The sequence below is a fragment of the Phytohabitans rumicis genome (genome assembly GCF_011764445.1).
Taxonomy (GTDB): Bacteria; Actinomycetota; Actinomycetes; order Mycobacteriales; family Micromonosporaceae; genus Phytohabitans; species Phytohabitans rumicis.
Map to the genome: position 1 here is coordinate 6,245,112 of NZ_BLPG01000001.1, position 14,185 is coordinate 6,259,296.

Below are 14,185 nucleotides of genomic sequence, written 5' to 3' on the forward strand. Positions count from 1 at the left end.
CCGCCGGCCCCCGCGGGTGCTGCACGTCACCGGGATCACGCCCGCGCTCGGCCCCGGGCCGGCCGCCGCCGTGGCCCGCGCCGTCGAGCGCGCCCGCGCCGCCGGGGCGACCGTCTGCCTGGACGTCAACCACCGCGCCCGGCTGTGGACGGTCGCGGACGCCGCCGCCGCGCTGCGCCCGCTGCTGTCCAGTGTGGACCTCGTGGTGGCGTCCGACGACGAGTTGCCCGTGCTGGCCGGCACGGATCCGGTAGCCGCCCTCTTCGCGGCGGGCGTACGGGAGGTCGTGGTCAAGCGCGGGGCCGCCGGTGCCTCCGCGTACACGGTCACCGAGGCCGTCGAGCGACCGGCTCGTAGCGTGCCGGTCGTGGACACGGTGGGCGCCGGCGACGCGTTCGTGGCCGGGTACCTGTCCGGCCTGCTCGACGGCGTGGACCTGGCCGCGCGCCTGGACCGGGCGGTCACCACCGGTGCCTTCGCCGTCGCCGCCCGGGGCGACTGGGAAGGGTTGCCCACCCGGACCGAATTGGGCCTGCTCGACGCCGTACCCGGGACCACTGTCCGATAAGGAGCCTCACATGGCCGACGCCTACCTCACCGACGTCTCGCCCGGCTACGGCGCCCTGCCGCCGCGCGCCGCGCTGGACTCCGACGCGCCCCGCGTAGACCTCGACGGGGCGTGGCGCTTCCGGCTCGCGCCGACGGCCGCCGGCACGGACGCCGGCTTCGAGGCCGCCGACTTCGACGACTCCGCCTGGGACTCGCTGCCCGTCCCGTCGCACTGGCCCATGCACGGGTACGGCGCTCCGGCGTACACCAATGTGGTCTATCCGTTCCCGATCGACCCGCCGTACGTGCCGGACGAGAACCCGACGGGCGACCACCGGGTGGCGTTCGACCTCGACGCGTCCTGGGTGGGCGAGCGCACGGTGCTGCGCTTCGAGGGCGTCGAGTCGTGCGCCCGGGTGTGGCTCAACGGCGTGGAGTTGGGCGTGACCCGGGGCAGCCGGCTGCCGGTGGAGTACGACGCCGGGCCGCACCTGCGGGCGGGGCGCAACGTGCTCGCCGTGCGGGTGCACCAGTGGTCCTCCGGCAGCTACCTGGAGGACCAGGACATGTGGTGGCTGCCGGGCATCTTCCGGAGCGTGGCACTGATCCGCCGGCCGGCCGGCGGGATCGACGACGCCTTCGTGTACGCCGACTACGACCACCGGACCGGGGAGGGCACGCTGCGGGTGGACACCGTGGCCGGAGCCCGGCTGCGGGTGCCGTCGCTCGGGATCGACGGACCAGCCGATTCCCCGTACCGCGCCCAGGTGACGCCGTGGACGGCCGAGGACCCCCACCTGTACGAGGCGCTCCTGTCCACCGAGACGGAGACTGTGCGACTGCGCATCGGCTTCCGCACAGTGGCCATTGTGGACGGCATCCTCACCGTGAACGGCCGGCGGATCCGGCTGCGCGGGGTGAACCGGCACGAGTGGGACCCCGATCACGGCCGCGTGATGTCGCTCGACGTGATGCGCGCGGACCTGCTGCTGATGAAGCGGCACAACGTCAACGCCGTACGCACCAGCCACTACCCGCCGCACCCGGCGTTCCTCGACCTCTGCGACGAGCTCGGCATGTGGGTCATCGACGAGTGCGACCTGGAGACGCACGGGTTCGGGCAGGTCGGCTGGCGGGGCAACCCCAGCGACGAGCCACAGTGGAGGGACGCGTACCTCGACCGGATGCGCCGGATGGTGGAGCGCGACAAGAACCACCCGAGCATCGTCCTGTGGTCGCTCGGCAACGAGAGCCACACCGGCCAGAACCTCGCCGCGATGGCCGACTGGGCGCGCGAGCGGGATCCGAGCCGTCCGATCCACTACGAGGGCGACCGCGCCTGCGCGTACGTCGACGTCTACAGCCGGATGTACGCCTCGCACGCCGAGGTCGACTCGATCGGCAAGGGCGGCGAGCACCCGGACCTGCCGTTCATCCTGTGCGAGTACGGCCACGCGATGGGCAACGGGCCGGGCGGGCTCAGCGAGTACGAGGAGCTCTTCGACACGCACCCGCGGTGCCAGGGCGGGTTCATCTGGGAGTGGATCGACCACGGCGTACGGGACGGGGACCGATTCCTGTACGGCGGCGACTTCGGCGAGCCGCTGCACGACGGCAACTTCGTCATCGACGGGCTCGTCTTCCCGGACCGTACGCCGTCGCCCGGCCTCATCGAGTACGCCACCGTCGTCGCGCCGGTACGCATCGCCGCGGCCGGCACGGGAGCGGTGCGCATCAGCAACCGGTACGACTTCCGCGACCTGTCCCACCTCGCGTTCACCTGGACCCTGGAGCGGGAGGGCGAGCCGGTCGCGAGCGGCGCGCTCGACGTACCGGCCGTGGCGCCGGGGGAGCACGCGGACGTGCCGCTGCCGGCGCTGCCGGCGGCCGAGGGCGAGACCTGGCTGACCGTGCGCGCCGTCCTGGCTGCCGACTCCCCGTGGGCCCCCGCCGGTCACGAGGTCGCGTGGGGGCAGGTGTTAGCAGGGGACCCTTCCTATGCAAAAACCGTTAACAGGGTGCCCTTCCTTGCAGCCGGGGCGTTTGATGAGCGGGGGTGCTGACGAGGATCGGGGATGTCCCCGTGGACGGGCCGCAGCTGGACCTGTGGCGGGCGCCGACGGACAACGACCGGCTCGGCGCGCACCCGGTCGAGCGGGAATGGCGGGCCATCGGTCTACACCGGCTGCGGCACCGCACGGTCGCGGTGGAGGCGGGCGCCGACGAGTTGCTCGTGCGTACCCGGGTCGCTCCGGCGGCGCTGGACCTCGCGATGGACGTCGAGTACCACTGGGTGTCCACAGCGGACGGTCTGGCGCTGACCGTGCACGTGCGCCCGCACGGCGACTGGCCGGTGCTGCCCCGTATCGGTCTGCGCCTGGGGCTCCCGGCCACCCTCGACCGGGTCACCTGGTTCGGTGGCGGGCCGGGCGAGGCGTACCCGGACAGCCGCCGGGCCTCCCGCGTCGGCCGGTACGCGCGAACGGTCGAGGAGATGCAGACCCCGTACGTCCGGCCGCAGGAGAACGGCAGCCGCGCCGATGTCCGCTGGGCAACGCTGACCGACGCGACGGGCCGTGGCATCCGCGTCGACGGCTACCCGACGTACCAGATGACCGCCCGCAGATGGACGAGCGAGGACCTGGACGCGGCCGCGCACACGACGGACGTCGTGCCCCGAGATCGTGTCTACCTCAACCTCGACCTGGCGCAGCAGGGTCTCGGCAGCGCGTCGTGCGGCCCGGGCGTGCTGCCGCAGTACGACCTCACGGCCCGGGACGTCACGTTCGGCGTACGCCTGGCGGCCTTGTAGCGGTCTACTGCCGCCCGAGCGGTGGGGTCTCTGAGACCTCCGTGGCGGATGGGGTGGTGGCCTCGTTGGCCGGCTCGGCGCGGCGCGCCGTGCTGGGCTTGTTGGTGGGCCACCGCTCCGTCGCGGGCTGCGACCGCTCGTTGGTGTAGTAGCCGGCCCTGGTCGTCTCGCCGCCGGCCATCCGGCGCGAGTCGACGGTGGTCAGCGACCAGATGACGAACACACCGAGCGCGATCACCGCCAGTGACCACAGCGGGTAGTACGGCAGGAAGATGAAGTTGTCGATGATGGCCAGCGCGGCGAAGGCGATCGCGACCCAGCGGGCCCAGGTGGCGCCGCTGAAGAGGAAGAACCCCGCGATCGCCGCGAGCGCGCCGAGGATCAGGTGGATCCAGCCCCATGCCGTGGTGTCGATGTCATACGTGTAGTTACGCACCGTGACGAAGAACTCGTCGTTCGCGATGGCCGCGATGCCGACGAAGACCTGCCAGATGCCCAACATGATCATCATCGTGGCGGCGAAGACCACGCCGCCGACTGCCCACGTGCTCTCGCTGCTTCTTCTGGTAGCCATGACCCTCTCCAGCTTTGTGTGAGAGTTGTGCCTAACCTCCGACCATAGGCAGATGAATCGGTCTTTACACATAAAAAGCAAGAATCACTCAAGATCCATAATTTTCGATTGAACCGGGCCGTTCGGGGCAGCGTGAGCTGCTATAGGGCACGTTGTCTACGGACGGAGGCAACACGTGATGATCAAGCATGCGCGACTACTGGCGATCGCCGTCGCTGCCGTGGTGCTGGGCGCCGCGGGGGGAAGCGCGGCGATGGCGGGCGGAAGCGACACGCGGGCAGGAAACACGCTCCACGAGCGGCTGACCGGGTACGAGGAGGACCCGATCGTGATCTCCACGACCGGGCAGGGTCAGCTCCGGGTCCAGATCGACGAGAAGGCGCAGGAGATCACCTACCGGCTCAGCTACGCGACGCTCGAAGGCACCGTCACCCAGGCGCACATTCACTTTGGGGGTAAAGCGCAAAGTGGCGGCATCAGCGTCTTCCTCTGCACCAACCTCGGCAATGGGCCGGCCGGCACCCAGTTGTGCCCGGCGGCTCCGGCCACCGTCACTGGGACCATCCGGCCCGGTGACGTCATCGGTCCCGTGGGGCAGGGCATCACGGCGGGGCAGTTCACGGAGTTGGTCGGCGCGATCCGCGCGGGCGCGACGTACGTGAACGTACACAGCTCGCTGTACCCGGCGGGCGAGATCAGGGCCCAGCTCGGACACCACTGACGGTCGACACGGTCAAGGGCGCCCGCATCGGGCGCCCTTGATCATGCGTAGGGTGAACCGATGAGCGCTCTGGTCGACGAGGCGTGGGTGGTGGCCGGCGGCGTCGCCGAGCGGCTGGGCGTGCGGATCACGGAGCTTTCGGACGTGCCCAGCCAGCATGCCGCGGCCGAGCTGCTGCGCCAGGTGTGGGGCGCGGACTCGGCGGACCAGTTGGTCAACGCGGGGTTGATGCGCGCATTCGGCCACTCGGGCAACTACGTCGTGGGTGCCTACCGGGGCGACGACCTGATCGGCGCGGCGGTGGCGTTCCTCGGGGCGGACCACCTGCACTCGCACATCGCGGGCGTCCAGCCGGGCGGGCAGGGCAGCGGCGTCGGGTACGCGATGAAGCTGCACCAGCGGGCCTGGGCGCTCGACCGGAACATCGACGCGGTGTGCTGGACGTACGACCCGCTCGTGCGCCGCAACGCGTACTTCAATCTGCACAAGCTCGGCGCGACGGCCACGGCGTACCTGCCGGATTTCTACGGCCTGATGGACGACGGCATCAACACCGGCGACGTGAGCGACCGGGTCTACGTGCGCTGGGCGCTGACCTCGCCGGCCGTGGTGGCCGCTGCCGAGGGGCACGGCGTGGCGGTCGATCCGGCGGGCGGCACCGTCGTCCTGGGGCGGAGCGACGGCGGCGCGCCCGTGCCGGCGGCGGCGGGCGGGCGGCGCCTGCTGATCGCGGTGCCGGCCGACGTGGAGGCGCTGCGCCGGACCGACCCGGACCTGACCGGGCGCTGGCGCTACGCGGTGCGCGCGGCCATGATCGAGGCGCTGGACCGGGGCTACCGGATCGCCGGGATCACCAAGGACGGCTGGTACGTGCTGGAGGCACACCTATGAAGGTCACCGGGTTCGAACTGCGCCGGATCGCGATGCCGCTGGTGGGTCCGTTCCGGACGTCGTTCGGCACCGAGCACGAACGGGACGTGCTGCTGGTCCGGGCGGTCACCGAGGACGCCGAGGGCTGGGGCGAGTGCGTGGCCATGGCCGCCCCGCACTACTCCAGCGAATACGTCGACGGCGCCGCCGAGGTCGTCCGCCGCTTCCTGGTGCCGGCCGCGATGTCCATACCGAGCCCCGACGGGTACGCCGTGGAGCCGCTCTTCGCCCGCGTGAAGGGGCACCCGATGGCCAAGGCGGCGGTGCAGACCGCGTTGCTGGACGCCCAGCTGCGGGCCGCCGGCGTCTCGTTCGGTGAGTTCCTCGGGGCGGTGCGGGACGAGGTGCCCGCCGGCGTCTCGGTCGGCATCATGGACTCGATCCCGGAGCTGCTGGACGCCGTCGCCGGCTACCTGGCCCAGGGCTATCTGCGGATCAAGCTGAAGATCGAGCCGGGCTGGGACGTGGCGCCCGTGCGGGCGGTGCGCGAGCGGTTCGGCGACGAGGTGCTGCTCCAGGTCGACGCGAACACGGCGTACACGCTGGCCGACGCCCGGCACCTCGCCCGGCTGGACCCGTTCGACCTGCTGCTGATCGAGCAGCCGCTGCCCGAGGACGACGTGCGCGGTCACGCCGCGCTGGCCCGCCAGCTGCGTACCCCGGTGTGCCTGGACGAGTCGATTACCTCGGCCCGCGCGGCGGCGGACGCGATCGCGCTCGGCGCCGCCGCGATCGTGAACGTCAAGCCCGGCCGCGTCGGCGGCTACCTGGAGGCCCGGCGGGTGCACGACGTGTGCGCCGCGCACGGCGTACCCGTGTGGTGCGGCGGGATGCTGGAGACCGGCCTGGGCCGGGCCGCGAACGTGGCGCTGGCCGCGCTGCCGAACTTCACGCTGCCGGGCGACACCTCGGCGTCCGACCGCTACTTCGCGCGTGACATCACCGAGCCGTTCGTGCTGGAGAACGGGCACGTGCGGGTGCCGGCCGGGCCGGGGCTGGGCGTGTCGCCGGACCCGGACGCGCTCCGGGAGTGCACCACCGCCACCGAGTGGATCAAGTGATGGGGAACACTGACTAAAGCGCCGGCACTAGCGGATGATGGTGTAACGCACGGGAAGTAACTAAGGAGCCCTTGATGAGCGTACCCATCGCCGAGGAGAAGGCCGCGCCGCCGCCTTCACTCCCACCTTCGCCCTCATCGGAGTTGGCGGCCGCCCCGGACGAGCCGCTGATCGTGCTGGTCGGCGTCGAGGACGCGGCGGCCTGCACGGACGGGAGCTGCTGGTGATCGTCGAAGTGTGGTCCGACATCGTCTGCCCGTGGTGCTACATCGGCAAACGGCGGCTGGAGCGGGCGCTGGGGGAGTTCGAGCACGCGGATGAGGTCGAGGTCGTGTGGCGGAGCTTCCAGCTCGACCCCTCGCACCCAAAGGGCGTCCGGGAGCCGACGTACGACATGCTGGCCAAGAAGTTCGGCGCCTCGGCCGCGCAGGTGCGCCAGATGACGTCGCGGGTCACGTCGGTGGCGGCCGAGGAAGGGCTGGCGTACGACTTCGACCGCGCCCTGTCGGTCAACACGTTCGACGCCCACCGGCTGACCCACCTGGCCAAGGCGCACGACGCCGGGCCGGCGGCGCACGAGCGGCTCATGCACGCCCACTTCATGGAGGGCGAGGCGCTCGACGACGTGGAGACGCTGGTGCGGCTGGGCGCCGAGGTCGGCGTCCCGGCGCAGGAGGCGCGGCGGGTGCTGACCGGCGACGCGTACACCCAGGACGTCGAGGAAGACATCCGTGCGGCCCGGTCACTCGGGGCGAGCGGCGTGCCGTTCTTCGTGCTGGACCGGGCGTACGGCATCTCCGGCGCCCAGCCCCTGGAGGTGTTCGCGTCCGCCCTGCGCCAGGCGTACGAGGCCGCCGGCGCCGCCGCCCGCTAGCCCCGGCCCCAAAAGGGCAGCCCTCTTGGGGACGTATCCCCAAGAGGGCTCCCGTATACCCGCCCTGGCGGCAAGAGGGCTGCCCTTTTGAGGAGCTTGCGCAACATACCCGTAACAAGCTCTTGACCCGGGAATCGATCGCGGCCTAGCCTCCTCTCCAGTCATAGGACATCCGACGTCCCATGTATGACGTGGACCTTTGCCTAGGAGGCACCGTGAGCGCCCCGACATATCGCACCATGAGCCGCCGTGACCTGCTCCGGTACGGGTCGATCCTCGGTGCGGCCGCCAGCATTACGGCCACCGTATCGGCCTGTGGTAGCGGGCCGGCCTCGACCGGTTCGGTCAGTGGTGACGGCGACAAGGAACTGGTGACGGCCGTCATCGGCTACGGCAACGACCAGAGCTGGGACCCGACCCAGACCGCGTCCGCCTTCGCGATGGCCGGGATCAACCACGTCTACGAGGCGCTGGTCGAGACCGACCCGGTGACCCGCGAGCCGTACCCGGCGCTCGCCACCGCGCTGCCCACCGACACCGCCGCGACCTCGTGGAAGTTCACGCTGCGCTCGGGCGCCAAGTGGCATGACGGCCAGCCGGTCACGGTCGACGACGTGCTGTTTACCTTCCAACGGATCCTGGATCCAGAAGCCAAGGTCCTGGTCGGCAACTTCTTCCGGGCCTGGCTCAAGGAGGTCAAGAAGGTCGACGAAACGAGCGTCGAGTTGGTCTTCAACTTCCCGTTCCCGGACGCGCTGCGCCGGCTGGCGATCGCGAAGATCCTGCCCAAGCACGTCTTCGGCGCGGCGGGCGGCTGGGACGCGGCGAAGGGCGGCAAGGCCGTCGGTTCGGGCCCGTTCAAGCAGACCGCGCACAACCCGAAGTCGAACACCACCTTCGAGGCGTTCGCGGACTACAACGGACCGCGGCCGGCGGCGTACAAGAAGATGAACTGGCTGTCCATCGTGGACGCGTCGGCCCGGGTCGCGAAGATCTCCGGCGGGCACGCCGAGGCGCAGATCTCGGACAACATCCCGTACGCCAACATCGACCAGCTCAAGGGCTCCGGGCTGACGGTCGAGGGCGCCAAGGGCATGAACCACATGTTCCTCATGTTCAACACCGGCAACGCGCCGTTCAACGACGTACGGGTGCGGCAGGCGCTGCTCTACGCCATCGACACCAAGACGATGATCGACGTCGCGCTCAAGGGCCACGGCGCGGCGTCCACGAGCTTCCTCAACGAGCAGAACCCGTCGTACGCCAAGGCCAAGACGGTGTACGCGTACGACCCGGACAAGGCCAAGGCGCTGCTCGCCGCGGCGGGCGTCACCAACCTGTCGGTCACGCTGATGTCGGTCAACGTCAGCTGGATCGCCGACTGCCTACCCACGATCGCCAACTCGTGGAACGCGATCGGCGTCAAGACCACGCTGCAGCCGCAGGACACCAGCGCGCTCTTCACCAAGATGGACCAGTCGCAGGACTACCAGGTGGTGGCCGCCGCCTCCAACCCAAACCAGTTCGGCATCGACGCCGACCTGATCCTGCGCTACAACTACACCGCCGGCGGCTCCTGGATGAAGTACACGAAGTGGGACGCCAGCGCCGAGGCGAAGAGCCTCTTCGCGCTGATGGACCAGGCGACCAAGGAGCCCGACCAGGCCAAGAAGCTGTCCCTGATCCATCAGTACCTCGACGTCATCGCCGAGCAGGCGGTGCTGTACCCGGTGGTGCACACCGAGCTGATGACCGCCTGGGACGCCAAGAAGATCACCGGGGTACGGCCGCAGGGGTACCCGGGCATCAACCTGCTCCAGTCCAAGCGGGTCTGAGCCTATGGCCGTGATCGCCCGGATGCTGGCGCGCCGCATCCTCATCCTCATCCCGCTGCTGCTGGGCGTGATCCTGTTCGTCTTCATCGTCATGCGGTTCTCGAACAACAAGCCGGAGTACGCGTACTTCCAGGGGACCAACCCGACGCAGGAGCAGATCCAGCAGTTCCGCGAGGAGAACGGCCTGACGGACCCGCTGCCGGTGCGGTACGTGGGCTTCGTCGGCGACCTGCTCCAGGGCGACATGGGCACGAGCGTGCTGACCAAGGCGCCGGTGCTCGACTCGGTGCTCACCGCGCTGCCGCTGACGATGCAGCTGACGTTCCTCGGACTCGGTATCGCCGTGGTGACCTCGCTGCTGCTGGGCATCACCGCGGCGATCTTCCGGGACCGCTGGCCGGATCAGCTCATCCGGGTGGTGTCGCTGGGCGGCGTGGCGGCACCGGGGTTCTGGCTGGCGCTGCTGATGATCCAGTGGCTGGCCGTCGAGCAGGGCTGGTTCCCGACCGGCGGGTACATCAACCCGGCCGACTCGTTCACCGGGTGGCTGCGGTCGATGACGTTGCCGGCGCTCGCGCTGTCGCTGCCGGTCGCGGCCCAGCTCACCCGGATCGTCCGTACGTCGATGGTCGAGGAGTTGGACAAGGACTACGTGCGCACCGCGATCGGCAGCGGCCTGCCGCCGATCGTGGTGGTCGGCCGGAACGTGCTTCGCAACGCGCTCATCAACCCGCTGACCGTGTTGGGCCTGCGGGTCGGATACCTGCTCGGCGGCGCGGTGGTCATCGAGACGATCTTCGCGCTGCCCGGCATGGGCAAACTGATGATCGACGGCGTGACGAACGGCGATCCAGCCGTGGTGCAGGGCGTCGTGCTCACCATCGCGACCGGGTTCGTCATCGTGAACCTGGCCGTCGACATCCTCTACCTCCTGGTCAACCCCCGCCTGCGGAGCGCCTCATGAAGCGGTTTTCGAGGCTGTCGTGGATCGCGCTCGCCGTACTCCTGGCGATCATCGTCGTCGCGCTGCTCGCACCGTGGATCGCGCCGCACTCGCCGTACACCCAAGAAGCCGCCGGCGGCGCTCCCTCGGCCGACCACTGGATGGGCTTGGACAGCGCGAACCGCGACATCCTCAGCCGGCTGCTGCACGGCGCGCGCTGGTCTTTGATCATCGGGCTGGGCGCCACCGCGCTCGCGCTGGTCGTGGGGTCGGCCGTGGGCGCGATCGCGGCCGCGTCGCCCAAGTGGGTCGACGAGGGGATGATGCGGATCCTCGACGTCGTCATGGCGTTCCCCGGGATCGCGCTGGCCGCGGTGCTGGTGGCGGTCTTCGGCGGCGGCATCCAGGTGCTGGTGTTCGCGATCGCCTTCCTCTACACGCCGCCGGTGGCCCGGGTGGTACGCGCGAACGTGCTGTCCCAGTACGGCGAGGACTACGTGGCCGCCGAGAAGACGATCGGCGCGCGCACCTGGCACATCCTGGTCAAGCACGTGGCCATCAACTGCGCGGCCCCGGTGCTGGTCTTCTGCACGGTGATGGTGGCGGACGCGATCGTGTTCGAGGCGTCGCTGTCGTTCATCGGCGCCGGCGTGCGCCCGCCCAACCCGTCCTGGGGCAGCGTCATCGCGGACGGCAAGAACCTGGTGCTGCTCGGCGGCTGGTGGGCCACGGTCTTCCCGGGCCTGCTGATCCTCGTCACCGTGCTGTCGCTGAACATCCTGGCCGAGGGGATCGCGGACGCCTGGGCGGCGCCCGCATCCCGGCGGCCCGACCCGCGAGTGCGGTCCGAGGACCGGATCGAGGCCGGGCCGCCCGTGTCGGTGGACCTACCGGGGCTCGCCGAGGCCGCGCAACGGCTTGCGGAGAGGGCCCGGCCGCTCCCGTCCGGCGCACCCGTGCTCGCTGTCAAGGACCTCTCCATCAGCTTCGAGAACCGGCACAACGGCGTGGACATCGTGGACGGCATCTCGTTCGAGGTACGCCCCGGCGAGGTGCTCGGGCTGGTCGGCGAGTCAGGATGCGGCAAGTCGCTCACCGCGCTGACCATCATGGGCCTGCAACCGCGCGGCGCCACGGTGCGCGGGGAGATCCGCTTCGATGGCCAAGACCTGCTGACCCTGTCCGCGAAGGCGCGGCGCCGGCTCCTCGGCCACGACATGGCGATGGTCTACCAGGACGCACTGTCCTCTTTGAACCCCGCCATGACGATCCGGGCCCAGTTGAAGCAGGTGGTCCGGCGCGGTGGCCGGCGTACGGCGACCGAACTGCTGGAGATGGTGGGCCTGGACCCGGCGCGCACGCTCTCGTCGTACCCGCATGAGCTGTCCGGCGGGCAGCGGCAGCGGGTGCTCATCGCGATGGCCCTGTCCCGCAACCCCAAGCTGATCGTCGCCGACGAGCCGACCACCGCGCTCGACGTGACCGTGCAGGCGCAGGTGATCGAACTGCTGCTGCGGCTGCGCGAGGAGTTGGGGTTCGCGCTCATCCTGGTCTCGCACGACCTGGCCCTGGTGTCCGACGTGACCGACCGGGTCGCGGTGATGTACGGCGGCCAGATCGTGGAGACGGGCGTCACCGCGTCGCTCGTCGGCTCGCCGGCCCACCACTACACCCGCGGCCTGCTCGGGGCCGTGCTGTCGCTGGAGTCAGCGGCGCCGCGGCTCACCCAGATCCGCGGCGTGGTGCCGTCGCCGGCCGACTTCCCGGCCGGCTGCCGCTTCGCGGACCGCTGTCCGATGGCGACGGATGTCTGCCGTAGCGCGGCTCCACCCTTGGCCGGCGAGCTTCTTCATGAGGTGGCCTGCCACCACCCGGCGACCGAGCTGGTAGGTGCGGCATGAGCGAGCGCGTCCTCATCGAACTGTCCGATGTGCACGTGGTGCACAAGGCACGCTCCGGTGGGCTCTTCCGGCGCGACCGCGTGTACGCGCTCACCGGCGCGAGCCTGTCCATCGCCCGCGGCGAGACGGTCGGCATCGTCGGCGAGTCCGGGTGTGGCAAGACCACGCTCGCGAAGGTCCTCGTGGGACTCCAGCGGCCGACGGCCGGCACGGTCACCTTCGACGGGCAGGACATCGCCTCCCTTCCGGACTTCCCCCGCCGCCGCCTGATTGGCGCCAGCGTCGGGATGATCTTCCAGGATCCGTCCACCGCGCTGAACCGCCGGCTGCCCGTACGGCAGGTGCTGCGGGACCCGCTCGACGTGCATCGGCGCGGTACGCCCCGGCAGCGGGAGGACCGGGTACGCGAGCTGATCGCCCAGGTCGGCCTGCCGGCCAGCGCCGCCGACCTGCTCCCCGGGCAGCTCTCCGGCGGGCAGCGGCAACGCGTGGCGATCGCCCGCGCGCTGGCGCTGGAGCCGGATCTGCTGGTCGCCGACGAGCCCACCAGCGCGCTCGACGTGTCGGTGCGGGCGCAGATCCTCAACCTGTTGCTGGACCTGAAGGAGCAGCTCGGGCTGGCGCTGGTCTTCGTCTCGCACGACATCCAGACGGTGCGGCGGATGAGTGACCGCGTCATCACGATGTACCTCGGCCGGATCGTCGAGGAGACGCCGGCACACGCGGTGCCGCACCAGGCGCGGCACCCGTACACCCGGGCACTCTTCTCGGCCACGCCGGGGCTGCTGCACCCGATCGACCCGATCCCGCTGGTGGGCCCGGTGCCGTCGGCGACCCGGCCGCCCAGTGGTTGTCCCTTTAGGACCCGCTGCTGGCGGGCCGACGACGTGTGCGCGACGGAGATGCCCGCGCCAGGAGCGGTCCGCTGTTACCACCCGGTGGTCGAGGGGGCCACCGACCGCGAGTTGATCGACGAGGCTGTTGTCGCGTCCGGTTTGGAGAGTTCATGACCAACACCGCCCTCACCGGCGTCATCCCACCGGTGTGTACGCCGCTGACCCCGTCGTACGAGGTCGACACCGGCTCGCTGACCCGGCTGGTGGACCACCTCGTGGCGGGCGGCGTGGACGCGCTCTTCCTGCTGGGCTCCACCTCCGAGGTGGCGTTCCTGCCGGACCGGCACCGGAAGGTCGTACTGGACACTGTGGTCGGTCACGTGGCCGGGCAGGTGCCGGTGCTCGCCGGCGTCATCGACATGACCACGCCGCGGGTGCTGGACCACGTGGACACCGCGGTCGCGGCGGGCGTGGACGCGATCGTGGCGACCGCACCGTTCTACGCCCGCACCCATCCGGCCGAGATCCGGGCCCACTTCCGGGCCATCGCGGCACGCGCCGGCCGGCCGCTCTACGCGTACGACCTGCCCGTGTCGGTGCACACCAAGCTCGGCACGGACCTGGTGCTCGACCTGGCCGCCGAGGGTGTGCTGGCCGGCGTCAAGGACTCCAGCGGCGACGACGGCGGGTTGCGCGCCGTCATCCTCGGCCGGCGGGAGCGGGCCGACATCGCGGACTTCAGCGTTCTCACCGGATCGGAGTTGACCGTGGACTCAGCACTGTGGATGGGCGCCAGCGGCGTCGTGCCCGGACTGGGCAATGTGGACCCGCATGGCTACGTACGGCTGGTGCGGGCGGCCCGCGCCGGTGACTGGGCCGCCGCCCGCGCCGAGCAGGAACGGCTGTTCCACCTCTTCGAGTTGGTGACCGTGGGCGGCACCCGGATGGGTGGCAGCTCGTCCGCCCTGGGTGCGTTCAAGGCGGCGCTGCACCTGCGCGGCGTCATCGACCACCCGACCACCGCACCGCCGCAGATACCGCTCGACGAGGACGAGACCGCCCGGGTGGGCAAGTACCTGGCGGCGGGAGGGCTGATCTGATGCGCGCGCTCGCCGCCCTCCTGCTGCTGGTCAACCCGGTCCCGGCTAC

General features: G+C 70.7%; 14 protein-coding genes. 13 read left to right on the top strand and 1 reads right to left on the bottom strand.

What is annotated here, in order from left to right; all coding sequences use genetic code 11:
- The first annotated feature begins 70 nt into the window (after positions 1 to 70).
- Genes Prum_RS53920 through Prum_RS49740 form a run of 3 tightly spaced genes read left to right on the top strand, consistent with a single transcriptional unit; the run spans position 71 to position 3,361 of the window.
- Complete coding sequence (locus Prum_RS53920; protein WP_281368994.1) at positions 71 to 568, top strand: PfkB family carbohydrate kinase; 498 nt, start codon at positions 71 to 73, stop codon at positions 566 to 568.
- A gap of 10 nt (positions 569 to 578) precedes the next feature.
- Positions 579 to 2,612 carry a glycoside hydrolase family 2 TIM barrel-domain containing protein gene (locus tag Prum_RS28430; RefSeq protein ID WP_218577371.1) on the top strand — a complete coding sequence of 678 codons (2,034 nt, stop codon included), beginning with the start codon at positions 579 to 581 and terminating at the stop codon, positions 2,610 to 2,612.
- 20 nt (positions 2,613 to 2,632) lie between these two features.
- A complete protein-coding gene (locus tag Prum_RS49740; protein ID WP_218577372.1) occupies positions 2,633 to 3,361 on the top strand; it encodes a beta-galactosidase small subunit in 729 nt (242 codons plus the stop codon).
- A gap of 4 nt (positions 3,362 to 3,365) precedes the next feature.
- On the opposite strand, the gene Prum_RS28435 is transcribed toward Prum_RS49740, so the two are convergent.
- Positions 3,366 to 3,935, bottom strand: coding sequence for a DUF7144 family membrane protein (locus tag Prum_RS28435; RefSeq protein WP_218577373.1), 570 nt, complete (start codon positions 3,933 to 3,935; stop codon positions 3,366 to 3,368).
- Between the two features lie 178 nt (positions 3,936 to 4,113).
- On the opposite strand from Prum_RS28435, the gene Prum_RS28440 reads away from it, so the two are divergent.
- From Prum_RS28440 to Prum_RS28485, 10 genes are all read left to right on the top strand, one after another.
- The gene (locus tag Prum_RS28440) at positions 4,114 to 4,656 is read left to right on the top strand and encodes a CHRD domain-containing protein (protein ID WP_246278628.1); all 543 of its coding nucleotides are present in this window, start codon (positions 4,114 to 4,116) and stop codon (positions 4,654 to 4,656) included.
- A 60-nt stretch (positions 4,657 to 4,716) separates the two neighbouring features.
- A complete protein-coding gene (locus Prum_RS28445; protein ID WP_173079271.1) occupies positions 4,717 to 5,547 on the top strand; it encodes a GNAT family N-acetyltransferase in 831 nt (276 codons plus the stop codon).
- On the top strand, positions 5,544 to 6,647 hold the full coding sequence (gene menC, locus Prum_RS28450) for an o-succinylbenzoate synthase (protein WP_173079272.1): 1,104 nt from the start codon (positions 5,544 to 5,546) through the stop codon (positions 6,645 to 6,647). The genes Prum_RS28445 and menC overlap by 4 nt, the downstream gene beginning before the upstream one ends.
- A gap of 74 nt (positions 6,648 to 6,721) precedes the next feature.
- On the top strand, positions 6,722 to 6,874 hold the full coding sequence (locus tag Prum_RS28455; protein WP_173079273.1) for a hypothetical protein: 153 nt from the start codon (positions 6,722 to 6,724) through the stop codon (positions 6,872 to 6,874).
- A complete protein-coding gene (locus Prum_RS28460) occupies positions 6,871 to 7,521 on the top strand; it encodes a DsbA family oxidoreductase (RefSeq protein WP_173079274.1) in 651 nt (216 codons plus the stop codon). The genes Prum_RS28455 and Prum_RS28460 overlap by 4 nt, the downstream gene beginning before the upstream one ends.
- 215 nt (positions 7,522 to 7,736) lie before the next feature.
- Positions 7,737 to 9,356: an ABC transporter substrate-binding protein gene (locus tag Prum_RS28465; RefSeq protein ID WP_218577374.1), complete on the top strand. Its 1,620-nt coding sequence runs from the start codon at positions 7,737 to 7,739 to the stop codon at positions 9,354 to 9,356.
- 4 nt (positions 9,357 to 9,360) lie between these two features.
- The gene (locus tag Prum_RS28470) at positions 9,361 to 10,320 is read left to right on the top strand and encodes an ABC transporter permease (protein ID WP_173079275.1); all 960 of its coding nucleotides are present in this window, start codon (positions 9,361 to 9,363) and stop codon (positions 10,318 to 10,320) included.
- Positions 10,317 to 12,200 carry a dipeptide/oligopeptide/nickel ABC transporter permease/ATP-binding protein gene (locus tag Prum_RS28475; protein ID WP_173079276.1) on the top strand — a complete coding sequence of 628 codons (1,884 nt, stop codon included), beginning with the start codon at positions 10,317 to 10,319 and terminating at the stop codon, positions 12,198 to 12,200. Before Prum_RS28470 ends, Prum_RS28475 begins: the two co-directional genes overlap by 4 nt.
- Entirely contained in the window at positions 12,197 to 13,210 is a 1,014-nt protein-coding gene (locus Prum_RS28480; RefSeq protein WP_173079277.1) for an oligopeptide/dipeptide ABC transporter ATP-binding protein, read from the top strand. The genes Prum_RS28475 and Prum_RS28480 overlap by 4 nt, the downstream gene beginning before the upstream one ends.
- A complete protein-coding gene (locus Prum_RS28485; RefSeq protein ID WP_173079278.1) occupies positions 13,207 to 14,136 on the top strand; it encodes a dihydrodipicolinate synthase family protein in 930 nt (309 codons plus the stop codon). Before Prum_RS28480 ends, Prum_RS28485 begins: the two co-directional genes overlap by 4 nt.
- The last annotated feature ends 49 nt before the right edge of the window (positions 14,137 to 14,185 follow it).